Raw genomic sequence first — 24,506 nt, 5'->3', positions numbered from 1 at the left:
ATGCCCGCTCCTGCAGTTCCCTTCACAGGAGTATTCAGTCCATGATTTCACTTTCCCTGATCCGGCAGGACAACTATATTCGGTCAGACTTTTGGAGGAGGCAGTTGGTGAAACTGGTTGCTTTGGTAATTGTGTCCCTGGTTCTCTCGGCTCCGGCGATCTTCGCGGTGCGGACCGTTGAAAGCGCTCAAGAGGCGTCCCTTCTTCCGTACCAATTCAAAACTCACGGTGTAATCAAGCTCCAATCCGGTACTGGGTCCATAACTCCGATGGCGGTACCCGGCCAGGACCGTCCGGGAGCCTGGGAAGTAGCCAATCATTGGCGCGAGGATACACTCAGTTTCATAGTCTTCTGGCGCGACCTTTTGGCAGGTGGCGCAATCAATCAGGTGAATCGAAGGGTGTGGCACCTTATGGTTCCCATGGGTGGAGATTTTGACGGTGACGGAGAGTATGAAGTCGCGTTTACATATCAACTGGGGGACGGAGTTTGGGTGGAGATGGTTGAAGTCGGTGGTGAGACCGAGTACAAGCATCATCTCTTCACTTTCGTTGATAGCAACTCCAACGGACGCTGGGACGGTGGCTGCAAAATCTCAAAGACTGAGGACTTCAACGACGACGGCGTGGATGAATTCCTGGTGACCGCCTTCTCAGGCTTCGATCTGCTTCCCCGGACATACTACTGTCTGGACTGGCGTGGCGATTCGGTGCTGTGGAAGTATGACATCACCGGTTTGCCGATGGGGCCATTTGTTACCAGGGACGCTTCCGGTCGGATCACGGGAGCGGCGATTGCCGTAATGTCGATGGGGAATGCTGTGTCGACCGATGCCATGGATGATCGACATTCCTATCTTATCGGGCTTGACAAAAACGGGAATGAACGCTGGCACATCGTGCTGGGTGGGATATTCAGTCAGATCGGTCTAATGCCAATGGATATGGACGGGGACGGCGACGAGGAACTACTCACCTACACCTGTTTTGGTGAATCCGACACCGTTGGCCAGGCGGGAAGCCTAATACGACTCTTTTCAACCGACGGGCTTCTGCTGGATTCCCTGAGGTTGCCTGAGGGCCCGGTCGTGCGCCAACTGATCGGTGGCGATCTGGACGCCGACGGCAGTGACGAGATTCTGCTGACCACGACAGGCGGCCAAATCATAGTGTACGATAAGATGCTGACCGAAATAGGTCGATACCAATTTGAGACCGAACCGAGTGTTTGGAAAGTCGGGGGTTTTCTTGACAACGGCAGGAATCAACTGATTGTTTCCACGGCTGACGGCATGACCTTTCTGCTGGATGGGGATTTCCGCCTGCTTGCACAGTACGAGGGTCTGTTTAATTATGATTATTCGCACAGGCTGGACTTCGACCCGGAGTTGGCTGTATCACCTCTGTTGCTGAGAGACCTGATCGAACCTCAATCGTTGGTCGTATACTTTGAGGAGCAACCATTCCTGGCCAGGTTGACGACCTTTATGGTTCGACATCGTTGGACTTTTCTCGCCGTTCTTGGTCTGCTGGCTATAGCCTTGGTGGCGACCAACTATCATCGCAGAAAAGTACGGCGAAACCTGGAGTTGATCTCGCTCCAACGTGATGAACTTGAACAGGCGCGCAATGAGTTGCAGAAGGCCATGGTCGATCTTGTCACCGCTCAGACCCGATTGGTCCAGTCGGAGAAAATGGCCTCGCTGGGAATGTTGGTTGCTGGTATTGCGCATGAAATCAACAATACCCTGGGCGCCATGGCAAGTAACAACAACACGGCCTACCGCGCTGTCGGACGACTGCGTCAACTTCTGGCCGGCGCCGAGGTCGATCCGAAGCGAATGACCGATCTGGACAAGACCTTCGACGTGGCCGAGGCATCCAGCCGAAATGTCGGGGATGGAGCAGACTCGATTGCCGGCATTGTAAAACGACTCAGAAGCTTCGCCCGTTTGGACGAAGCTGAGTTGCAGCGAGTGGATGTACACGACTGTCTGGATGAGACTATCGGTCTGCTGCACGGACAACTGGCGCAGAATATTATCGTCAACAGAGAATATGGTGACCTGCCCCGGATCGCCTGCTATCCCAGTCAACTTAACCAGGTATTCCTCAATCTATTGGCCAATGCCAAAGAAGCCATCAGCGGTCGTGGAGAGATCACGATCCAAACTGCGGTGCGCGATGGAATGGGTGTCATTACGGTTTCCGATACCGGCGAAGGGATTCCCCCCGACCGGCTGGACAAAGTTTTTGATCCCGGCTACACGACCAAAGGTGTCGGGGTGGGAACAGGTCTTGGGCTGGCTATCTGTTATCAGATCATGCGCGACCATCAGGGCGACATTACGGTAGCAAGCGAACCGGGCCAGGGGACGACGTTCACGGTAAGTCTACCCTTGGACCCGGGGTAAACGTTCTACTAACATGCATCGACTGCGCTCATACTTCGACTCCGCTCGTGCCTCGACTCCGCTCGGCATGACAGGGTGGGCAGTCATTGCGAGGAGGGAAGGCAGTGACCGACGCGGCAATCTCCTTCCTCTGTCATGCCGGACTTGATCCGGCATCCATCTTTTCTTGCAGCATTTCGCGCGCCGTCACCTCGTGCTGAGCGGAGTCGAAGGGTGACCGAACGAGCCTGCCTAGCAGGTGCAGTCAGGCGACTCGCCTGACTGCACCGGACGTGGAGATTTCGTGTTGGGCTACCTCGCCCAACCGCCCCACAGAAGTTATTTCAACAACACCATCTTCCTGGTGTCGGTGAAATCACCGGCTGTCAATCGATAGAAGTAGACACCGCTGGCGTAGCCAGAGGCGTTCCAGTCGATGCGTTCAAGACCGGGACCGGAGTGGCCGCTGAACGTCTTCACCGTCTGACCAAGAGAGTTGTAGATCACAAGGTCATAGTCAACCGAAGTCGCCAAGGCGAACGGTATCGTCGTGACCGGGTTGAACGGGTTCGGGTAACTGGGATACAGTGCGAACTCATCCGGCACCAGTTTGGATGTCACCGGACTGCCTTCGTAGGTGGTCATCTCCAGAGTCATCACGCTGCCGTCGATACCGCCGAGGAAGTCACCTGCGAATCGTCGATCTTTCTCCATGCTGTAGACAAGGATGCGAGTCAGATCATGGTCGGCGTCGTAATGGTATTTCATCTCCATCGACTCAGCCAGCAACACAGGCGTCACAGAGTTGTCCACCACGACATAAGCAGCACCCATGTCAGCATCCACCGACAGGACACCGTTGACAAGATCGGCCGTGGCCGTTATCGGGGTGAGTTTAGGATACGGCAGGGCATCACCGGTGATTATACGAATCTGGTAGACCAGATCGGCCACCGACAGAGCGATCCCATCGGCGTTGACGTCGGAGGCCGCGATCTGACCTTCGACGTTGACGTTAAAGACCGAAATACCGTGTACGAAGTAATTGCTGAACAGCACGGCGTCGGCAACTTCGTTGACCACACCGTTGAGGTTGACATCACCGCGATCATCGATCGAGTCGGCACAGACGATATCGATCCCGCCGTTATAGAAGTCAATCAATGGCAGCGGCGTCGGTTTATCGGGATCTCCACCTTCGAAGCACTCCGACTGAACACCGAAATAGGTCGGAAAACCAAAGCTGGGATCGGTGATATCCGTGCCCTCGAATTCGTAGACATGATCGGAAACGAACATCAGTTCACCGTCCACCGACGACACCGAGTTATCACCGCAGTCGGTCCAGAAGAACTTGATCGGCACATACTGACACTCGAATGTGCGATCATTGGTCACCAGGAATCTCATGTTGGCCAGCTCATGCGGGTCGGTATCCGGAGGTCCGAAGCAGATGGGGTGGTTGGGGCCGTTGTTGGTCTCTGCCAAGGCAAAAATGCGCACCAGACCGGATGGACAGGCATCGCCGCAGTTGCCGTCGGCGCCGTGTCGATATGTGAAGTACTCCCAACCGCAATCTTCCAGCAGTTGACCCGGTGTCACCTCGGGAGTCGCCAAGGCAGAGGCATCATAAGCGATCAGGAAATCGAATCCCCCCATTAGGAGCTGTGAGTTGGCAATAGTAATGGAGACTTGTTCATATTGCCCCTGCAGCGTGGCATGGGTTTTTTCGATTGCAATCGCCGGGGTGTTGTCTATCTCATAGACGCGCTGCAGTGGAAAAGTACCGCTAATGCTGTTTCCGTCGCCGCCGTCCTTGCCAGGGATATCGGTCAGCAACCAGGCCACAAAGTCGCCGCTGCAATCCCAACAATCCAAGGCCGTGTACCATTGGCGACGTCCATCTCGAACCTCGATGCGATCAGTGCACACCACTTGCATAGTGGTTGAATTGGTATAGTACAAATCGACATCGTAATTGTCACCAAGACACCCCGCCCAGCCCCACGTCTCATAAAGACAAGGTCTCGGCGGACCGAAAAGATATTTCTTCATTATGGACTGAGTGACACCACCTTCGACCACGGAACTGATGAGGTCCAGCTTCACAAAGTGGCCATCGGTTGAAATGTTACGCCCGGTACCACAATCGAGATGATCAGGATCGCCCGGATAATCTCCGGCCCACAATCTGGGGCTTATGGACTGAGCAATCCCACCTCGGATCGCGGCCTCATCCCCACCGATAAGCCCCTGGTTCTCGGATCCTACGTGAGCGGTCCATGTGAAACGGATCGCGAAAGAGTAGGGTTGATCGTGATTGATATGGAAAACTGCAGGACCATCATTTATATCCTGACACACGTCTGAGCCATGGTTACTGTCGTTGTCAATATCCTCAAACGAGCCCAAATCCAGTGTCCCGGCGCCGGAGGGCCCGGTGTATGAACCGTTGACAGCGCCGAGTTCGGCCCAGGCCCACGCGCCGCCGTCATTATTGACGACCATGCTCATCAGGCGGCTGGTTTCTATATAGAGATCGTAGGCGTCGCCCGGTGTCGTGATGACATCGAACTGGACGGTATAGTCTACGAGCCAAGAGGCATCGTGGTCGCCGCCACTGGCGCTCACGTCTATCGCTAGGATACTCTTGTGATGCACGTTGGCACCGCAGTTCCCGGGTGTCATGGACACGGTGTGTGAAGTTGCCTTCTCCCACCTCCACCCGGCGTGCGTTTCTGTGTCATTGTCCGTATTATCAGTTACTGTCACGGTGCCGAGAGTAGCTGCACCCCCGGACACGGCAAGAAAAGTCAGTGTGAACAGCGACCACATGAGACCAGCGAGTACCAGCCCAGTGCGTCCACCGCCAATTCCACCGTAATGTGCGGAATGACCGCTCTCAAGTTGTCCATTATCTTGATTCATGATAGTGTTACTCCCTTTGCTCCAAGACCGCCACGCCTTGGTAAACCTGCTGAACTTGCCGATTCGAAGCACATATCGGTGCAGCCCTGACGGTCCGTACCGCTATCGAATCGGGACCTCGGTGAACGACGTCTTAAAAGACGATTCCCATAAGATACCTCCTCTCGGGGACCTACTCGGCCAGCACCGCGATTGCATCCCGGCGCCGGCGGTCCACCATAACGGTTGTCCACCTGCGTGGATGTTCTCAGCCATAATCTGTATGCTTGGTAATCAGGAACCTAGCTAGATGTGCGATCCAATGATGCTGGATTCCTAACCCTCGTCCACCAGGAATCTAGTGAAAGCGGATTCCCGTGTCAAGGATTATCTGGTCCTTTTTGCCCGGTTGGTGCGGCTTTACGGACTAACAAGGCCTACCGCGCGTACCAACGGCCACCCAGGCTGGTTTTCAGTATCGTGCCGTTCTCGCCGACGATCCAGCCGTTGTAAGCATTGATGAAGGTAATACAGGAAAGGTTTCGATTCATCCCGCCTCCCTGAATGGTCCAATAAGCACCGCCGTTGAAGGTGTACAGGATCAATCCGTCCATACCTGTTACCCATCCGGTGCGCTCATCGATAAACAGCACATCGGCCAGATCGTGTGTCGTCCCGGTGGTCTGCTTCACCCAGGTAACTCCACCGTCCAGCGTGCGATAGACACTACCGTCGTCACCCGCCACCCATCCGACGTTATCGTCTATGAACGTTACAGCCCTCAGTGTGACGTCATGATCGATCACGCCGGTGGTGTCGAGTCCGTCTGAGCTCCAATGCGCACCCTTGTCCACCGTTCGCACGATCAGCCCTTTACGGCCAACCGCCCAGCCGGTGTAGAACCAGACGAACTCGATATCATATAGCTCCCAAAGCGTAGAATCTTGTTTCTGCCAGGTATGACCGCCATCGGCGGTATGGTAGATAATGCCGCGGTGCGTATCATGCTCGGCCGTTCCGACAATCCAACCATCGGTAGAATCGGCGAATACCAATCCCCGGAATGTGACACTGTCGAACCTGGGCTGGGGCTGCCAGTTTTGCCCGCCGTCAACGGTACCGACAACCAGACCGTCATAAGGGAACAGCCCCACGCTACCGACCAGCCAGCCGGTGTCTTTGTTGATAAAGTGAGCATCGTAGAACCATGAATTCTTGCGCAGCGATTGATAGTCCCAACTGTGGCCGCCGTCGACCGTGCGAAGGATACTGCCGCCATACCCGACCGCCCAGCCGTTGTCATCATCTACAAAAACAACTTCCTCAAGTGTGGCCAGAGGAAATGTCCCGGACGAATTGTCCAGCCAGCCGCCTGAGTTGGCGGCGCGAAGCAGCGTGTAGGCGCCTACGATCCAGCCGGAACCAGAGTTGACAGACAACCCGTACAGGTCTCGGTTGGTGGGGCTGGGTTGGACTTGCCAATTGTGTTCGCTGTCGGAAGAGGAGAGAATCGTGCCGCCTCGCCCCACCGCCCACACGTCGGCTTGGTCGGAAACAGCCACATCGACTAAATCCTCACCGACCGGGCTTTCCAGGAGCGACCAACCAGCGCCGCCGTCGGCTGTGTATACTATAGCGCCGCCTGAACCTACCGCCCAGCCTTTGTCACCGGAAAAACAGACCGACAACAAATGCTGCTTGGTACCGCTGGATACTTCCTCCCAGGTAGCACCGCCGTCGTTGGTACCAAGGATAGTCCCATCGGTGCCGACCACCGTGCCGCGCCGACTGTCAACAAAGGCGATGCCACGAAGATTATACTCCACTGACCCGGATACCTGGCGCCAACTGCGGCCGCCGTCGGAGGTTGTTATGATCGTTCCGGTATCTCCGACCACCCAGACATGATGGGCATCAACATAGGCCACGGCGTTGTAGTTGTGGTCTGGTACCCCGACGAAGCAGGGGAGCCATACCCGGCCGCCGGTGATCGTGCGCAGTACCGATCCTTTTTGCCCGACCACCCAGGCTGTGTCGCCATCAAAGGCGGCCACGCCGCGCAAGTCGTGGACCGTACCCGAACTCTGGTAGCTCCAATTGGCGCCGACATCCTCAGAATGCAGGATGGCCCCTTCACCGCCGACGATCCAACCGACATTCTTGTCGGCCAGAGCCACGGCATAGAGTTGATTGCCCTCAAAGGTCGCGTGTTGCGGCTGCCAGCCCGGCTGGGCCAGTTGATCGGTGCCGACCGTACTGCGCTCACATCCGAGCACCGCCAAGCAGGCCAACACTACTGGCCATCGCATCCGGCACCACCGGTTTGATCCGCCCCATAGGTTATAACGCCTGGTTCCCTGCGTCATAGTTCGTTTCCTCCGTCCGACCTGTCCGTTCCTCCTATAAGACGAATATAGCACCTGACTTGTGCATTGGGAAGCGCAATTCCGGCTTATTCAAAGGCAAGCGCACCGCTGGGGAGTGTTGATAAAGTCCGTGGTTTGTTGTGTCGGGTCCTGAACGCGCCGAAGGCGTAGTGGTGACCCGACACCTAACTCAATGTGACACAGTGGCGGCGGGTCACACGAATTCGCTTGCGTCGGCCGCGGCGGACAGAACCCACCGCAACAGGCTACAGAGGCTTTTTCAACAAGCCCTTTCGCGCACAAAAAAAGAGGCCGGCATCTTGCCGACCTCTTTCATTTTTTGACAACTGCTGTATATCAGCAGCGAAACCACTGTTTACCAGCGTCCGCCGCCACCACCGCCGCCGCCACGGCCACCGCCGCCACGACCGCCACGGTCGCGGTTTTCGGTGCGCGGGCGTGCTTCGTTAATGTTCAGCGCCCGGCCGTTCAAATCCTGGCCGTTCAGACCGGCAATAGCGGCCTGAGCTTCGTCCTGCCCGGACATTTCCACAAAAGCGAATCCTCTGGATTCTCCGGTGTACTTGTCCTTGATAATATTGACGCTTGAGACTTCGCCATAGCCTTCAAACGCCTGGCGTAGTTGATCTTCCGTCGCATCAAACGACAGATTTCCGATGTAGATATTCATTTCTACACTCCACTTGTGCTCATCCCAACAACAAACCTCACCCTACGGGGAAAACGTCAGTCGGAATAAACCCGTTAATGCGCACAATTGCGCGTCGGTCCCGATAATCAGCTAATTCATAGTTTTGTTGAGAAAAACAAATCATAGAAAAAAACAACGACGGAAACCATTCTTGACTATTAAGTATATCGGACCGATTTGGTGATGTCAACACCTTATTTGAGCTTTTTTCGCATTCGATATTGGCTTGTTAAGGCGGTGCAGACCATCGCATTCGGGGGTTTTGGGGACAAATACTGTGATTATGGCTCATGCTTCGACCGCGTTCATACCTCGACTCCGCTCGGCATGACATGGCTTGAACCTTGTGCCCACTGAGTCTTCAGACTCGGTGGGTTTTGGCGACTGTTCCGCAGGGTCCTGCACGCCGGAGGCGGGTGTGACCCTGCGGTCAGAGTGGCAGAACCAGAAGCGGTTCTGCTCTACGGGTCAATCGCCCATACCTCGACATCTCCATCCACAAGACAAAGCCTAAGAATCCCGCGCCGCGCGGGATGTCGAAACCCGCCTACGGCGGTCCTGCGGACCAGGGGTTTCGACCTACGGTTGCTCCGCTCGGCATGACATGACGGGTGGCTGGTCATTGCGAGGAGGGAACGCAGTGACCGACGCGGCAATCTCGCGCTTCGCGGTGATAAATCACCGCGTAGCGCCAAAAGACCCACTTGTGGGTTTTCTGTTGCGCGGGAGGGAACTTGTGGCTAAATAACGACTAAGAATGTAGGAACCTAACACAGGAACGTTTATGCTCGACATGAGATTCATCCGGGAAAACCCGGACACAGTCAAACAAGGGCTGACCAAAAAATACGACAAGAGTGATATCGACCAGATAGTCAAGCTGGATGAAGACCGACGCGAAATCATTCGCCAGGTCGAACAGCTAAAAAGCCAACGCAACACAGCCTCTGCCGAAATCGCCAAGAAGAAAAAAGCGGGCGAACCGGCCGACGATGCTATCGCCGCCATGCGCAAAGTAGGCGAAGAGATCGCCGCGTTCGATGGCAAACTGCGCGAACTGGAACAGGAACTGCAAACCAAACTAAGCTGGGTGCCCAATCTGCCCCACGATGATGTCCCCGTAGGCAAAGATGAAACATCCAACAAGTTCGTGCGCGATTGGGGCGAGAAACCGGCACAAGATTTCGATGTCCTGCCACATTGGGAGATCGGCGAGAAACTGGGAATCATCGACTTCCAGGCAGCGGCGCGGCTGTCCGGATCGATGTTTTATCTGCTCAAGGGGATGGGTGCGCGGTTGGAGCGAGCGCTGTACAATTATATGCTCGACATGCATCTGGCCGACGGCTATGTCGAGTGTGCCACGCCCATTCTGGTCACCGCCGACACTATGTTCGGCACCGGTCAGTTGCCCAAGCTGGCCGATGACATGTACAAAATGGACGAGGACGATCTCTACCTGATCCCGACGGCTGAAGTGTCTTTGACCAATATCTATAAAGGTCAGATCATCGACCATACCCAACTTCCGATCCATCTGGTCGGTTACACCCCCTGTTTCCGGCGCGAAGCAGGCGCCGCCGGCAAGGATACACGCGGCATGACTCGGGTCCATCAGTTCGGCAAGGTGGAGCTGGTTCATATATGTCGACCCGAGAACTCTCTTGAGGAGTTTGACAAATTGCTCGGCCAGGCGGAGAAAGTGCTGCAAGGTCTTAAGATTCCATATCGTGTGATGGTGCTGGCCAGCGGCGATTTGTCGTTCGCCTCGGCCCGGACTTATGATCTGGAACTGTACAGCGCAGGCGTTGATAAGTACATCGAAATCTCTTCGGTATCGACGTTCGATGACTTTCAGGCGCGTCGGATGAATGCGCGGTTCCGCGATGAAGAACGCAAGGTGCAATTCGTCCACACCCTCAACGGATCGGGACAGGCGCTGGCCCGGCTGTACGCCGCCATACTTGAGAACTATCAGAACTCAGACGGCACTATCACCATCCCGGAGGTTCTCAGGCCGTACATGGGTGGAGCGGACAAGATAGGCTGATGGCAAGCAAGTCAAAAATCTCTCGCCGCATCGACGCCCTTTACATCGGCAAATCGACTTTCCTGAAAGTCTTTTTGCTGGGTGGGGTGGCGGTGGTATCGGCGATTTTTATCTGGTACACATTTGATGTCATCGGTCAGCTTCAGACCGACACCCGCACGCAGGCGGAGAAGTATGTCCGTCTCTGGCAGTTGGCCGCCAACTCGCCGACTTCGGGTGAAGAGTTGCCGTTTGTTTTTGAAGAGATTATCTTAAAAGCTACTCTCCCCATAATAGTCCTCGATGCCAACCGCACGCCGATTCAATGGCGCAATATTCCAGACCTTGATCTGACCGACACCACCACAGTCACCAGAGCGCAGTTGAAAAAGATCGCCGACCGAATGACCGCTCAGGGGAACCAGTTCCCACTGCACTTTGGCCAGGGTTATGTCAATTACTTCTGCTATGGCGACCCGCCGGTGATCGATCAGTTGCGCATGATGCCGTTTGTGGAGATAGGCATTGTGGTAGCTTTCATGTTGGTCGGGATCATCGGATTTCAGAACATCCGCAAAAGCGAAGAGCGGCATATCTGGGTCGGTATGGCCAAAGAGACGGCGCATCAGTTGGGGACACCGATTACTTCAATGATGGGCTGGCTGGAGGTGATGCGCTCGGAGTGTGGTGTCGACACCAGCAGTGTTGATAGTTCTTTGCTTGGCGACACTATCGAGAACATCTCAGCCGATGTCGACCGTTTGCAAAAAGTGGCCAACCGGTTCGGACAGATCGGCTCGGCTCCGGACCTGGTGCTAAACGACCTAAACAAACTGGCCGAGGACACCCTTGAGTACTACCGACGTCGCCTGCCCTACGAAGGTGAGGGCGTAAAGCTGGTCTTGAACGCCGGCGACCTGCCGTCGATCAACTTCAATGCCGAACTGCTCGGATGGGTCCTTGAGAACCTGGTCAAGAACGCCTTACAGGCGGTCGAGGCTCGCAGCGGTCGAGTGGAATTGACCACACGGCTGACCACCAGTGGTGATGAAGTAGTCATTGAGGTCACCGATAACGGCGCCGGCATTGCGCCACCGGCGGCACGAAAAATCTTCAGAGCCGGATTCACCACCAAGAAAAGGGGGTGGGGCTTGGGACTGACATTGGTGAAGCGGATCGTGGAAGAATACCACGGCGGCAAAATATCTTTGACAAAATCCAAGCCGGGCGAAACTACTTTTGAGATTTGCCTGCCGCTCAACAGCGAAACCAAAACCTGAGAACTACTGGAACGACTATGAACAAACCGACCGCCGGCCGCAAGATTCTATGGGTAGACGATGAGATCGATTCTCTCAAAGCACACATCCTCTTTCTGGAAAAGAAAGGGTTCGCCATGGCCACCGCCATGTCCGGTGACGACGCCATTGCCATGGTGCAAAAAGATACCTACGATCTCGTGCTTCTCGATGAAATGATGCCGGTGCGGGACGGCTTGAGCACGCTTGAAGAAATCAAAGAGCTTCAGCCGCATCTGCCGGTGGTGATGGTAACCAAGTCCGAAGAAGAGTCTTTGATGGACGACGCAATCGGTTCCAAGATCGACGACTATCTCGTCAAACCTGTCAACCCCTCACAAATCCTGTTGGTGATCAAACGACTGCTGGAATCGAAAAAGATCATCACCGGGTCATCGATGAAACGATACATCTCCGAGATCAATCGGTTCAACGAGAAACTGTACGGCGCATTGGAACCCGAAGACTGGCACGAGGCGGCCCGGATACAGGCCTCGTGGAACCTCGAATTGGACGACAATCCGGACACCGGCCTTGAGCAGATGCTTGATGGTTCCCGCAAGGAGTGGAACCTGGAGTTTACCAAGTATCTGGACAAACAGTATCTCAACTGGCTCAAGGACGACAAGCGCCCGGTGCTTTCTCCCGACGTGGTCGGTAAATACGTTGTGCCCGAGGCCAAAAGCGGCCGCAAGGTTTTGTTTGTTGTCGTCGATTGCATGCGTCTGGACCAGTGGATGCTGGTGGAGCCGATGCTGGCCGAGTTCTACAATATACAACGTGAGTCGTACTTTTCGATTTTACCCAGCGCTACCCCTTTTGCCCGCAATGCTCTTTTTGCGGGTCTGTTTCCGGATGACATTCACCGCGCCCATCCGGACAATTATTCCTCGCAGGACGAGGGTTCACTTAATCGCAATGAAGAACGCTTCTTCCATGACAACCTGGCTCGCCACGGTCTGCGCTTCGAGCCCAAGATGCGTTATCACAAAGTGTATGACAACTCTCAGGGAGAAGCTCTGGCCAAACGGATAGCTGATTTCTACGACAGTTCGATGGTAACTTTTGTGTTCAACTTTCTGGACATCCTGGCCCACGGTAGGTCCAACAACATGATTCTGAAGGAGATTGCCGGCGATGATGCCGCCTTTCGTTCTTTGATGAAGAGCTGGTTCACCCACTCGCCGCTGTTTACCATACTGAAGGCTTTCGCGGCGCGCGATTTTACCGTGATAGTGACCTCCGACCATGGTTCCATACTCTGCCAGCGAGGCACCATCGCGCACGGCAAGCGATCGACCTCGACCAACCTTCGCTACAAGTACGGCGACAACCTCAACTCCGACCCGAAGGATTCTATACTCATCAAGAAACCGGCGCAATACCGTCTTCCCATGATGACCTTAGCTACCACCTACATTATCGCCAAGGAAGATTTCTACTTCGTTTATCCCAACAACTACAACGAGATGGTGCGTCAGTTTATGAACTCCTTCCAGCACGGCGGTGTTTCACTTGAAGAGATGGTCGTGCCCCTGGCCGTCATGACACCGAGGTAAGCCGTTGACATTTGAGATAAAAATCGTGTCGCACGGTGAGACTGAGACACAGGCGCTCGCCTCCAAACTGGTCCCGCTATTGAGACCCGGAGATCTCCTGGTGCTCAAGGGGGAATTGGGCGCCGGCAAAACGGTGTTCGTGCGCGGTCTGGCCGAGGCATTGGGGCTGGATACAGAAACTGTCAATTCACCTTCATATACGGTCGTCAACGAATACCCGGGTGAACGTCCGCTTTTTCATTTCGATCTCTATAGAGTGCAGGACCCGTCGGAACTATACGAAATCGGTTGGGACGATTATCTCGGGCGTCGGGGTCTGATCGTCGTTGAGTGGGGTGACAAGGCTGCCGAATGTTTGCCCCCGGCCTATTACCTGGTGGACTTTCAGATTATTGATGAAAAGACACGGCAGATAAACCTAACTCACGTGAAATCATAATGGCCGCAACCTACCGACATATCCTGGCCATCGACACTTCGACATCACAGATGAACCTGGCCCTGAAGTTCGGCGATGATCGTTTTGTGAAACTGAGCGAAAACGTCGGAACCTCACACGGACAAGTGTTGATGCGCAAAGTCCAGGACCTGCTGAACAGCGCCTCAGCGAAGAGCGATCAGATTGATGCTATAGTGGTCTGTATCGGTCCCGGTTCGTTTACCGGCTTGAGGATATCCCTGGCGGCGGCCAAAGGAATGGCTGAGGCCCTGGGTATCCCGGTGGTCGGTGTGTCGCTCTTTGATATAGCTTGTCACAAACTGCGCGAGGTTTCAAGTGACGTTTGCGTGGTCGTGCCGTTTAAGGCCGATGAGAGTTTTGTTGGACTGTTCAGCCGGGGGCGCGTTGATCCCGAACAGGTCCGCTCCGTCCGAGTGGAACAGTTCGAGCAGTTTGTGGCCGGGCGCTCAGTTACCACCATTGGCTTTGAGCTGCCGGATCACTTGAATCCTATGTCGGATGCCTCGGTGCCATGGTGTCTTGAGTTTGATGCCTCGGATATTCTTGAGATCGGCATGAGCCGGCTTGAGGCCAGCGACCTTGATGACCTGAGCAGCCTGGAACCTCTGTACATCCAGAAGTCCCAAGCCGAGATTCGCTATGAGCAACGCCGAAAAGACTGACAACCCGGTGGTAACGATCAGGCCCATGGTTGAAGAAGACCTGCCGCTGGTCGGCCGCATGGAGCAACAATTGTTCTCCGATCCCTGGTCGATAAGTGCCTTTGCCGAAGCCCTGACCGAACCTTCATGGGGCGCTCTGGTTGCCGAAATCGACGGCCTGGTGGTGGCTTATGCGTGCTACTTGATTATCGACGTCGAAGCGCACCTGACCAACATTGCTGTGGCCGAAGGGTATCGCAGAAAATCGGTTGCCAAACATATCCTTGACCGTATTTTACGGATCGTGACTGAGGCAAAATGTGAATGCCTTCTGTTGGAAGTGCGGCCCAGTAATGTCGAAGCCGTAGCTTTTTACAGAAAGCACGATTTTCATCAGTTGTACAGGCGTCCCAACTACTACCAAAACCCGGTAGAGGATGCACAGGTGATGGTGTACTATCTTGGTAACAAGCACCAGCGCGACTGATGCGCAAAAGCGTGACTGTACTATGGAATGGTTTAAGAAATCAAAATCCGGCATTGAGTCCAAAGAAAAGAAGAACATCCCGGAAGGGTTATGGACCAAGTGCACCTCGTGCGGCGAGATTGTCTACAGTAAAAAAATGGAGCAACTGTTGTGGGTCTGTCCCAACTGTAGCTTTCACTTTCGGATTTCCAGCCGCAAGTATATCGGTCTTTTGCTCGATGGCGGCAAACTCGAAGAATACGATAAGGACCTGACCTCAAAAGACCCGCTCAAGTTCAAAGACTCCAAGAAATATCCCGACCGCATCAAGGCGGCGCAACAGAAGTCGGGTGCGGTGGAGGGAGTCACGGCCGGTATGGCCGGCATCGAAAAAATCCCGGTGTCGTTTGCAATCATGGATTTTTCGTTTATCGGCGGGTCGATGGGCTCGGTAGTCGGAGAGAAAATCGGTCGAGCGATCGAGCGGGCTATCGAACAAGAAGTACCGCTGATTATCGTCTCATGCTCCGGTGGCGCTCGGATGCAGGAGGGTATCCTTTCGCTGATGCAGATGGCCAAAACGTCGGCGCTGTTGGCCATCCTGTCGGAGAAGTGTATCCCTTACATCTCCATTCTGACCAATCCGACCACGGCCGGAGTCATGGCCTCGTATGCCTCACTCGGCGACGTGATTATCGCAGAACCAAAGGCCCTGCTCGGTTTCGCCGGACCGCGGGTGATTCAGCAGACGATCGGCCAGGACCTTCCGGAGGGATTTCAATCCTCTGAGTTCTTTCTCGAAAAAGGATTCCTCGACAAAATCGTCCCCCGCCAGGACCTGCGCAACACCGTGGTCAAACTCCTTCGCGCAATGTGGAGAAAATAGCGTTGGAACATAGCTATGTTTCAGCCGAAAGATTCATTCTCTCTCGGGAGTTTTTCGGCATGAAGCTGGGGCTTGAGAACATCGCGCAGTTCCTTGAAGATATCGGCTCACCGCAGCATGCCTACCCGACTATCCATCTGGCCGGAACCAACGGCAAAGGTTCCACGGCGGCTATGATAGCCGGCATCCTTGGCACCAGTGGTTACAGAACCGGACTGTTCACCTCCCCGCACCTGGTCACTCTTCGCGAGAGAATGCGGGTGGATGGTCGTATGATTCCACGACGTTCAGTAACGGCTTTTATCGACCGCCACCGACGCGAACTGGCCCGCCGCAAGTTGTCGTTTTTCGAGCTGATCACAGCCATGGCCTTAGATTATTTCAAACGGGCCCGGGTCGACCTGGCCGTGATCGAGACCGGACTGGGCGGTCGGCTCGACGCCACCAATGTTTTGGCGCCGATCCTGACAATAACTACCGATATCAGCCGCGACCACACCGAAATCCTCGGCACTTCGCTCAGAAAGATCGCCTACGAAAAAGCCGGAATCATTAAGCCCTCCGCTGCTCACCTGATCAGCCTCTTGCCGGACATTGCTCGCCTGGAGATTCAACGGCGCTGCAAAGAACTGGGCGCACCGATGCACCGTTTGACCAGTTCGGATTTCAAGACCCACCCGTCAGAGCTAAGTTTCGATTTTCAAGCCAACGGATGGCGCCTGACAAAACTGTCCACCGCGCTGGCCGGTCACCATCAGCTTACCAACGCCGCGCTGGCCCTGAAAGCGCTGAGCATAATCGACAAACTCGGCATCTCCATTCCTGTTGAGGCCATGCGAAAGGGTCTGAGACAGGTCCAATGGCCGGGCCGGTTTCAAGTACTCAAACGCCGTGGCCAACCGACCGTTGTTTTAGATGTCTGTCACAATGCAGCCGGCGTCGCAGCCTTTGTAAAGACTTTCGGGGCTCGCTTCAAAGGGCGAAAAGCGCACATAATAACCGGCTTTGTCCAGCGCAAACCCCATCGGGAGATGTTCCGCCTGCTGAATCAGATCGCCCTTGAGTTCCACCTGGTACCCCTAAAGACCAGACGCCGGGCTGATCTTGATGAGTTGACCAGTGGAGTGGACTTTTCCGGTGTACCGGTCTATCAGTCCGGCAGTCTTGTTTCGGCGTTCCAGCGCCTTGTGAAAAGGTGCCGGCCTGACGATACTATAGTTGTTGCCGGCTCCCATTATCTGGTCGGGGAGTACCTTGAGAAACTCAAATAGCCATGTGCGCCGACATTAACAAGAAAAAGGACAGCTCATCTTCTGTGCCCAAGGCGAACCAAGCTGTGAAGAACGACCCTTCTTCCACAGCTCGTGAGGTTCTGAAGCTTGAGGAGTTCGCCGAAAAAGTCGCTTCCCTGACCGGGACCAACCGGCAGCTGAAGCGAAAGATTTTTGACCTTTATACTGTATTTGAGATCAGTCGCAATTTCAATTCCGTCCTTGATTACGACACGCTGCTGGACACCTTCATCCTGACGGCCCTGGCCCAGGTAGGCGCATCCAGGGCGGCTATCTATCTGCCGGCGGAGGAAGACCCCACCCGACTGGTCCAGGCCAAGGCCAGGGGCGCCAACTATTCAGCCAACCAGCATCGCTCGTTCACCGCCGGTTCTTCGCTGTTGTCCTATCTTGCCAGTCTCAACCGTCCGTTGCCCACAGGCGAACTGATCGACAAAACAGCTCAGCAGGATGAAAAGCTCATTTTGGAAGGATTCCATCCCGGGCTGGTTGTTCCGCTGCTATATCAATCGAAACTGACCGGAGTTTTCGTCATTTCCGACAAGATTTCCGACCGCATGTTTGAGATGGACGACATTGAGTTTTTGTCCGTGCTCGGCAGCCAGATATCGGTGGCAATTGAAAACGCACGCCTTTATGCGGCCGAAAAGATGGCCACCCGTCAGTTACGAGAAGCCCAGGAACAGCTGGTGCAGACGGAGCGCGTTGCGGCTCTGGGCGAAATGTCGGCCAAAGTTGCGCATGAAATTAATAACCCGCTCGGCATTATCAAGAACTATCTGCAATTGATCAGGCGGGCAGAGTCGTACAATGTCGAAGCAACCTCGTATGTCGATGTAGTCAGCGAGGAGATCGACCGGATTGCGGGCATCGTCAGACAACTTCTTGATTTCCATCGCCCGCGCGGACTAAAATATGTGCCGGTCGATGTCTGTCGCCTAATCGAAAAGGTCCTGCAACTGATGGACAGAAAACTCACTTCGAGCAACATTGAAGTAGTGAGAGACTTAAGCTGCGACTGCCCCGAAGTGAGCGGTGTACCCGAGAATCTCAAACAGGTGTTCTTGAACATCATTATCAACGCCGTTGACATGATGCAGGCGGGCGGGCGTCTGGAGGTCGCCATTCGAACTTCGCCGAAGCATGTCCAAGTCACTTTTTGCGATACCGGACCGGGGATTCAGTCCGAACTGATCCCCAGGATTTTCGAACCGTTTTTCACCACCAAAGAACCCGGCAAGGGGACCGGCCTGGGGCTTTCGGTTTGCTATGGTATAATTAAAAGGCATCGTGGGTCGATAACCTATAGGAACACAGACGTCGGTGGCTGTTTCCAGATCGACCTGCCGGCCGCCGGCGATGACAACCAGGATCAGAATGCAAAAGACTGCTGAAAGAATAATCTTGGTCGACGACGAGAAGCGCATGTGCGACTCGTTGACAAAGCTGCTTACCGGCGACGGTTACGAAGTTGACGCATATCAGGAATCCCCGGCTGCGGCTGAGGCGATCCGCAAACACAAAACCGATCTGGTAATCACCGACATCAAAATGCCCAAACTTGACGGCATCGGCTTACTCAGCATCGTCAAGGAAGTCGACGAGGAAATCCCGGTCATCCTTATGACCGGTTATGCAGCTCTGGACTCGGCGGTCGAGGCGGTGGCTCGCGGCGCCTACGACTACCTGATGAAGCCGATCGAGTTCGCCAAGCTCCAGTTGGCGGTCAGGCGTGCTCTCGAACGACGGAGTTCAATCCTCGACAGACGGAGCCTCCTGGAACGGCTGAAAATCTCCACCATGCTCCAGGAGCGGCGTATCAACGAACTCAACGCGCTCTATGAAGCAGGCAAATCGATCGGTTCAACGGCCAACCTCCAGGAGTTGCTCAGACAAATTGTCGTCCTGGCCTCGTCGGTTACCGAAGCCAAAGTGGGATCGATCATGTTACTTGAGGAGAACGGCGAGACGATGACCATAGAAGCGGCCATCGGGCTGGAGCCTTCGGTGGTGGCCAAGACCCGGTTGCCGGTGGGTACATCGATTGCCGGACATGTGGCCAAGACCGGCGAGCCGTTGATGATCGAGGATGTAGAGTCGCACCAACAGTTTGGCCGCATCAATCGTGAACGGTACGGTGCGGCGTCGTTGTTGTGCGCGCCGTTGGTAATAAAGGGTCGCGTCATCGGGGTCATCAACATGGCCAACAAAGAGGACGGCGGCGTTTTCGATGAAAACGACCTGAAACTGCTGACCACTTTCGCCGCCCAGGCGGCCGTGGCCGTCGATGATGCCAACCAGTTCGAGAAAAATCGACGACGGCTGGTGGAGTTCGAGCTTTTGCACGAAGTGGCCGGCGAACTACCGCAGATTCAATCGCTCAACCAGTTCCGGTCGATTCTTACCGATAAGCTCAAACGGGTCTTCCCGGCCGACTACGGTCTGTGGTTCGACTGGGATTCGTACAACCGCACGCTGGTGCTGGGCGGCGCGTCCGGCACCGAGAAGATTCCGCTGACCGACTCGGGCGGCATTGACCTGGCCAGGGTCAACCGCGACACCGTCTCATTGACCCAGATGGACCTTGAAACAATGGATCTAAGCAACGTGGCCGAGATTTCTTCGCAAGTGGCCGAAGCCCTGGCCAAAAACGATCACCTCCCTGATCCAAAAGCTGCTTTCATGGCCGTACCGATCATCAAGTACGGCGAACTGGCCCATCTGTTTTGTGTGGGCGCCGAATCCGAGTCGCCATACAGTGTCGAGGATATCTCGCTGGCCAAACTGGTCATCTCACAGGCGGCTTTGTTGTTTGAGCGGGAAAAGTCCCTTTTGAACGCCACCCGGCTGTTGACTATGGGCAACATGATCAGTGAAATCTCGCACGATTTGCGCAAACCGCTGACCTCGATCAAAGGCGGTCTTCAAATCATCAAGAAACGCTGGCCGCAGGTTCAGGAAGCCGAGTTTATGAAGATGGTCGAGGGCGAGATTCATCGCATGAACGAACTGGTCCGCGAGCTGGTCGACTTTTCCAACCCCAACAAGTACGCTACAGAAAAAGTGGACCTGCGCGTGGTGGTCAAGCGGGCCGCCGAATTGGTCGGGCCGGACTTGAAAAAGAGCAAGGTCGGTTTCAATTCGCATTTCGCCAAGGCCAACTGGGAGCAGATTGTCAATCGCAACCAGATCATGGAAGCGTTGTTGAATCTGTTTATGAATGCGATCGATGCCATGCCCGAGGGTGGCACCTTGTCGGTCAAGGGTATGATCGAACAGCCGGAGCATAAGAAGACCGATTATCTTGCGATCAAAATTATCGACACCGGGATAGGTATCCGCAAAGAGAACCTGTCCAAAGTTTTCGACCGCTACTATACCAGTAAAGAGACCGGCACCGGGCTGGGTCTGGCCGTGGTGGAACGGATCATCTCGGCGCACAACGGCACTTTATCGGTTGCTTCGACCGACGGCGACGGCTCTACCTTTACGCTCTATTTCCCGTATCAGACATAAACAGGCTTGCCTGCCCATGAATGGGTGCCCCACAGCTTGCTGTGGGAGTTCTTAATGACTGATCGATAGTTCTATTATCCGCATCTCCTTTCGAAGAACACACCCCGTCCTCGCCTTCGGCGGGGCCTCCCCTCTCAAGAGGGGATGAAGAAAATAGCCGTTGCCTTCAGTATTTGGGTGGCCCGGACGTTCGTCCGGGTTTCAGGTCAGGCCGAGTTTTTCGTGCGTGGTGTACATCCTCGTGCGCCACGGGGGAAATGGGTTCGTTTTACGGAAAAACGTTTTTCCGGCCAGCCCCCCTGAGCAAATGGGTTCGTCTGGCGTGTTTTTTGTTCTGGGGAAATAGAATCGATGGTGATTACGAGGCTGGACCGGTTTGGCGGTGTGGGGTGCGGCGGATTGCTTTGTACTGGTATCCATTTCCTGCTCCTTATGGATGGTTGCGTGGGCGCACTTTAGGGGGAGTTGGTGGTGTATTTGCGTGAGTCATGGCGCACAGTGAACTTAGGCATTGTCCCTGTCCTCGCCGTCCGCTATACTGCAGGGTAGGAGGTCGACGTTTGGGATTGATCATATCGATTCTGCTCTTTACGACTGCCGTGGCCGGTTTGGTCATCAAGATAGGTAAACTGCGTAAGTGGCCGGCGCGGCGCGGCATTATTCTGGGAATAGTCGTGGAAGCCATCGGCGTGCTGATAGCCTTCGTGGGCTTCTGGCCATCGGATAAACCCGCTACCCCAGCCGATGTAGACACCATCATATCTGGCAAAGTTGACAGCCTCGGTAACGAGATGACCTGCAAAATGGACAGCCTTGAAGCGCTCATTAAGAAATCGGCAGGTCAAGCAGATCCTGATCCCGAATGCCAAGCCCTCGCCTATGAGCAGGCGGAGTGCCTGGAGGGGATCGTCAAAACGGCGCTCGACAGTGGCAAAGTGGCTATCGGTTTGGAAGAGTATCATGAGGCGCTAACTCATCTCGGCTATGCACTCACAGCGGCAGGCGAAGACCTGAGCCAGCGATTTGAGGTGTTTTTCTACAAGGGGGTTGCGTTCTCCAAGCTAGGGGAGAACACGCTCGCGCTCAACTGCTTCGACAGTTGCGTCACATACAGTCCACAGTCACATGTTGCCTGGACCAACCGCGGTAGTACGCTCAATAACCTCGGTTTTCACGAAGAAGCCATCGCTAGCGCCGATAGTGCTGTGGCTTACCAACCAGACGACCATAATGCCTGGAACAACCGCGGTGTTGCTCTCGGCAGACTTGATCGTCACGAGGAAGCTATTGCCAGTTTTGACAGTGCATTGGCTTACAAACCAGACATGGTTAAAGCTTGGAGCAATCGCGGCATCCCGTTGGCCGAACTCGGACGCGGCGAGGAAGCAATTGCCAGTTTCGATAGCGCTCTGTTCTATGAGCGTGACGATCATGGAGCGTGGTACAACCGGGGTATCGCGCTGGGCAAACTCGATCGTTACATAGAAGCTATTGCCAGTTATGACAGTGCACTGGCCTACAAACACAACCGCAGCGATGCCTGGTACAGCCGTGGCCGTGCTCTCGGTGCCCTTGACCTTTACGAAGAAGCGGTCGCCAGTTACGATAATGCCCTATCCCTTGAACCTAGTCTCGATAAGGCTTGGTTCGCCCGGGGTCGTGACCTGAACGAACTGGAACGTTACGAGGAAGCAATCGCCAGTTACGACAGCGCTCTGGCTTACCAGCCTGACTTTCGTGAAGCCTGGCGCAGCCGCGGTCACGGTCTGGTCATGCTCGATCGTCACGAGGAAGCGATTGCCAGTTTCGATAGCGCATTGGCTTCCGATCCTGAACAAGACAAAGCCTGGACGGGCCGAGCCACTTCTCTAGCCATTCTTCTTCGGTTTGAGGAGGCGCTCAACAGTTGTGACAGCTCCCTGAAATACGCTCCGGGCGATTCATTAACCATCGAGCTGCGGCGGCTGATCATGGAGTTTATTAACGAGTTGGTTGGGTCTCAGACGCCGCCACCCTTCGACTCCACACAATAATCCTACCTGTTACTCGCAAAGCACCGCTACGGTACTCTTGCGGAAGGGGTCTGTTGCAGGTCGGTGATTCCTCAAAAAAGCGGGAAAAGACAATATGCAAACTTGAAAAGGGCCAAAACGAACCCATTTCCAATGCGCCGGACGGTCCAACCTCATGCTGAGCGGGGTCGAAGCATGGCTAATGTCGAAACCTCGCTTCGCGACCCCTTCGGGGCAGGGGTTTCGACCTACCTGAAAAACTGGATTCTGGCCTTCGCCAGAATGACAAAGAGGGGTCACACGCTGTTCATTCCGGCCATTTGCAGAGTTTTGCGGGAAATAAGCAAGAAAAACGTAAATGGGACTTGATTAAGAGCCGCTTTTGCCGATAATTCAGGCAGATAGCGACTTTATACTATGGCCAAGAGTAAAGAAAAAATCAAAATACTCGTCATCGACGACGACCCCAAAGTCTCCTGGATACTGCAAGAAGGACTCTCCAAGCGGTTTGAGTTTATCTCGGCCCGCGACGGTATCGAAGGTATCCAGATGGTCTCAACCGAGACGCCCGACTTGATCTTGCTGGATATCAAAATGCCCGGAATGAGCGGGCTGGAAGTACTCGAACGGCTCAACAAAGCCGACAGCCGCCCCGAAGTAATTATGGTATCCGGCCACGGTGATACGCAGTACGTAGTCGATTCGGTCAAGCTCGGTGCCGCTGAATTTATCAATAAGCCGTTCGATGTTCAGGAAATCGAGATTCATATCAATGGTGTCCTGGAGCGCAGTCGTCTGAAAACCGAAGTACGCGAACTCAAAACCGAGCTTCAGTCCAGAGACGACGCCTACTCAGGCTTTGTGGGCGATTCCGGCGCGATGCTGAAAGTAAAATCGGTGATCGAGCAAGTCTCCGATTCGGAGTTGACCGTGCTGATCCGCGGCGAGTCCGGTACCGGCAAGGAAATAGCCGCCCGTTCGTTGCATCAGCTATCCCGGCGGGCCGACCGTCCGTTTATCAAGGTCAACTGCGCCGCGATACCCCGCGATCTTTTGGAGGCGGAGCTGTTTGGCTACGAGAAGGGAGCCTTTACCGGCGCCCATAAGACCAAACAGGGTCGTTTTGAAGTGGCCGATAAGGGCACTATTTTCCTCGACGAAATCGGTGACATGTCGATGGAGTTACAGTCGAAGCTGTTGCAGGTGCTGGAACAGCAAGAATTCGTGCGGGTCGGCGGGATCAGTAATATCCATGTCGATGTCCGAATCATCTGCGCCACCAACCGCGATCTCGAGGTAGCTATCAAAGAACGGGGATTCCGCGATGATCTGTTCTACCGTCTTAATGAGATCACGCTGTTTCTGCCGCCTCTGAGAGTGCGACCGGAGGATATACCGCTTCTGGTCAATCATTTCCTGGATAAGTACACCGCCTTGTACAAAAAAGAGATCACGCATCTGTCTTCGGAGACCATCAATCAGTTGACGTCTTTCGGCTGGCCGGGCAATGTACGCCAGTTGGAAAACATGATCAAACAGGTGGTGGTCCGCGAAGATGAGTCAATCGTCACCGATCTGATAGCAGCCACTGCCCATCAGACAATCGGCTCACCCGGTTCGGAAACAGCTGTGCCGTCCCTGGTGCCCGAGATGGCCGGTGTTTCGTCTTCGGCCGATCAGGGATACTCGCTCAAACACAGGATTGGGAAAATCATTGCCGACGAAGAGAAGAAGCTGATCGGCGAAGTGCTTACCAAAACCAACTGGAACCGCCGAAGAGCCGCGGAAATGCTGGAGATCAGCTACCGCTCGCTCCTTTACAAAATCAAAGATTACAATCTCAACGCCACCAAGTAGATTCTTCCTAAGGTTGCCACAGTATTTGAGACTTTTCGGTCAAGGCCGATCCTGGCTTGTCCATAGTCGTGCCATGTCAAAAAGTGTGCAATTTTTGTGCATTTGAATGCGC

16 protein-coding genes are annotated in these 24,506 nt (G+C 54.6%); 13 read left to right on the top strand and 3 right to left on the bottom strand.

Annotated elements, in window-relative coordinates; translation table 11 throughout:
* Nucleotides 1-107: 107 nt before the first annotated feature.
* On the top strand, nucleotides 108-2,414 hold the full coding sequence (locus tag OEV49_11185; GenBank protein MDH3891637.1) for a HAMP domain-containing histidine kinase: 2,307 nt from the start codon (nucleotides 108-110) through the stop codon (nucleotides 2,412-2,414).
* Nucleotides 2,415-2,732: 318 nt separating this feature from the next.
* Here the strand turns inward: OEV49_11185 and OEV49_11180 are convergent, their stop codons facing one another.
* From OEV49_11180 to OEV49_11170, 3 genes are all read right to left on the bottom strand, one after another.
* Entirely contained in the window at nucleotides 2,733-5,321 is a 2,589-nt protein-coding gene (locus OEV49_11180; protein ID MDH3891636.1) for a T9SS type A sorting domain-containing protein, read from the bottom strand.
* A 416-nt stretch (nucleotides 5,322-5,737) separates the two neighbouring features.
* A complete protein-coding gene (locus OEV49_11175; protein MDH3891635.1) occupies nucleotides 5,738-7,609 on the bottom strand; it encodes a YCF48-related protein in 1,872 nt (623 codons plus the stop codon).
* A 433-nt stretch (nucleotides 7,610-8,042) separates the two neighbouring features.
* Nucleotides 8,043-8,357 carry an RNA-binding protein gene (locus tag OEV49_11170; protein MDH3891634.1) on the bottom strand — a complete coding sequence of 105 codons (315 nt, stop codon included), beginning with the start codon at nucleotides 8,355-8,357 and terminating at the stop codon, nucleotides 8,043-8,045.
* Between the two features lie 805 nt (nucleotides 8,358-9,162).
* Between OEV49_11170 and serS the strand changes: the two genes are divergently transcribed.
* The 12 genes from serS to OEV49_11110 all read left to right on the top strand — a co-directional run bounded on the left by serS (nucleotide 9,163) and on the right by OEV49_11110 (nucleotide 24,394).
* Nucleotides 9,163-10,428, top strand: coding sequence for a serine--tRNA ligase (gene serS, locus OEV49_11165; GenBank protein MDH3891633.1), 1,266 nt, complete (start codon nucleotides 9,163-9,165; stop codon nucleotides 10,426-10,428).
* Nucleotides 10,428-11,687: a HAMP domain-containing histidine kinase gene (locus tag OEV49_11160; GenBank protein MDH3891632.1), complete on the top strand. Its 1,260-nt coding sequence runs from the start codon at nucleotides 10,428-10,430 to the stop codon at nucleotides 11,685-11,687. The genes serS and OEV49_11160 overlap by 1 nt, the downstream gene beginning before the upstream one ends.
* 17 nt (nucleotides 11,688-11,704) lie before the next feature.
* Nucleotides 11,705-13,264: a bifunctional response regulator/alkaline phosphatase family protein gene (locus OEV49_11155; GenBank protein MDH3891631.1), complete on the top strand. Its 1,560-nt coding sequence runs from the start codon at nucleotides 11,705-11,707 to the stop codon at nucleotides 13,262-13,264.
* 4 nt (nucleotides 13,265-13,268) lie between these two features.
* The gene (gene tsaE / locus OEV49_11150; GenBank protein MDH3891630.1) at nucleotides 13,269-13,703 is read left to right on the top strand and encodes a tRNA (adenosine(37)-N6)-threonylcarbamoyltransferase complex ATPase subunit type 1 TsaE; all 435 of its coding nucleotides are present in this window, start codon (nucleotides 13,269-13,271) and stop codon (nucleotides 13,701-13,703) included.
* Nucleotides 13,703-14,386, top strand: a complete 684-nt coding sequence (gene tsaB, locus OEV49_11145) for a tRNA (adenosine(37)-N6)-threonylcarbamoyltransferase complex dimerization subunit type 1 TsaB (GenBank protein ID MDH3891629.1) — start codon at nucleotides 13,703-13,705, stop codon at nucleotides 14,384-14,386. The genes tsaE and tsaB overlap by 1 nt, the downstream gene beginning before the upstream one ends.
* Nucleotides 14,364-14,852 (top strand): ribosomal protein S18-alanine N-acetyltransferase, encoded by a 489-nt coding sequence (gene rimI, locus OEV49_11140; protein MDH3891628.1) that lies wholly within the window; start codon nucleotides 14,364-14,366, stop codon nucleotides 14,850-14,852. The genes tsaB and rimI overlap by 23 nt, the downstream gene beginning before the upstream one ends.
* Before the next feature lie 22 nt (nucleotides 14,853-14,874).
* Nucleotides 14,875-15,717: an acetyl-CoA carboxylase, carboxyltransferase subunit beta gene (gene accD, locus OEV49_11135; protein ID MDH3891627.1), complete on the top strand. Its 843-nt coding sequence runs from the start codon at nucleotides 14,875-14,877 to the stop codon at nucleotides 15,715-15,717.
* A 2-nt stretch (nucleotides 15,718-15,719) separates the two neighbouring features.
* Nucleotides 15,720-16,988, top strand: a complete 1,269-nt coding sequence (locus tag OEV49_11130; GenBank protein ID MDH3891626.1) for a bifunctional folylpolyglutamate synthase/dihydrofolate synthase — start codon at nucleotides 15,720-15,722, stop codon at nucleotides 16,986-16,988.
* A gap of 65 nt (nucleotides 16,989-17,053) precedes the next feature.
* Entirely contained in the window at nucleotides 17,054-18,403 is a 1,350-nt protein-coding gene (locus OEV49_11125) for an ATP-binding protein (GenBank protein MDH3891625.1), read from the top strand.
* Nucleotides 18,387-20,525: a GAF domain-containing protein gene (locus OEV49_11120; GenBank protein MDH3891624.1), complete on the top strand. Its 2,139-nt coding sequence runs from the start codon at nucleotides 18,387-18,389 to the stop codon at nucleotides 20,523-20,525. The genes OEV49_11125 and OEV49_11120 overlap by 17 nt, the downstream gene beginning before the upstream one ends.
* 560 nt (nucleotides 20,526-21,085) lie before the next feature.
* Nucleotides 21,086-22,558, top strand: coding sequence for a tetratricopeptide repeat protein (locus tag OEV49_11115; protein MDH3891623.1), 1,473 nt, complete (start codon nucleotides 21,086-21,088; stop codon nucleotides 22,556-22,558).
* A gap of 396 nt (nucleotides 22,559-22,954) precedes the next feature.
* Nucleotides 22,955-24,394: a sigma-54 dependent transcriptional regulator gene (locus tag OEV49_11110; GenBank protein ID MDH3891622.1), complete on the top strand. Its 1,440-nt coding sequence runs from the start codon at nucleotides 22,955-22,957 to the stop codon at nucleotides 24,392-24,394.
* Nucleotides 24,395-24,506: the final 112 nt, after the last annotated feature.

Source organism: Candidatus Zixiibacteriota bacterium (genome assembly GCA_029860345.1).
Taxonomy (GTDB): domain Bacteria; phylum Zixibacteria; class MSB-5A5; order GN15; family FEB-12; genus JAJRTA01.
Note: the sequence above shows the minus strand (reverse complement) of the source record. Positions and strands in the feature narration are given on the sequence as shown.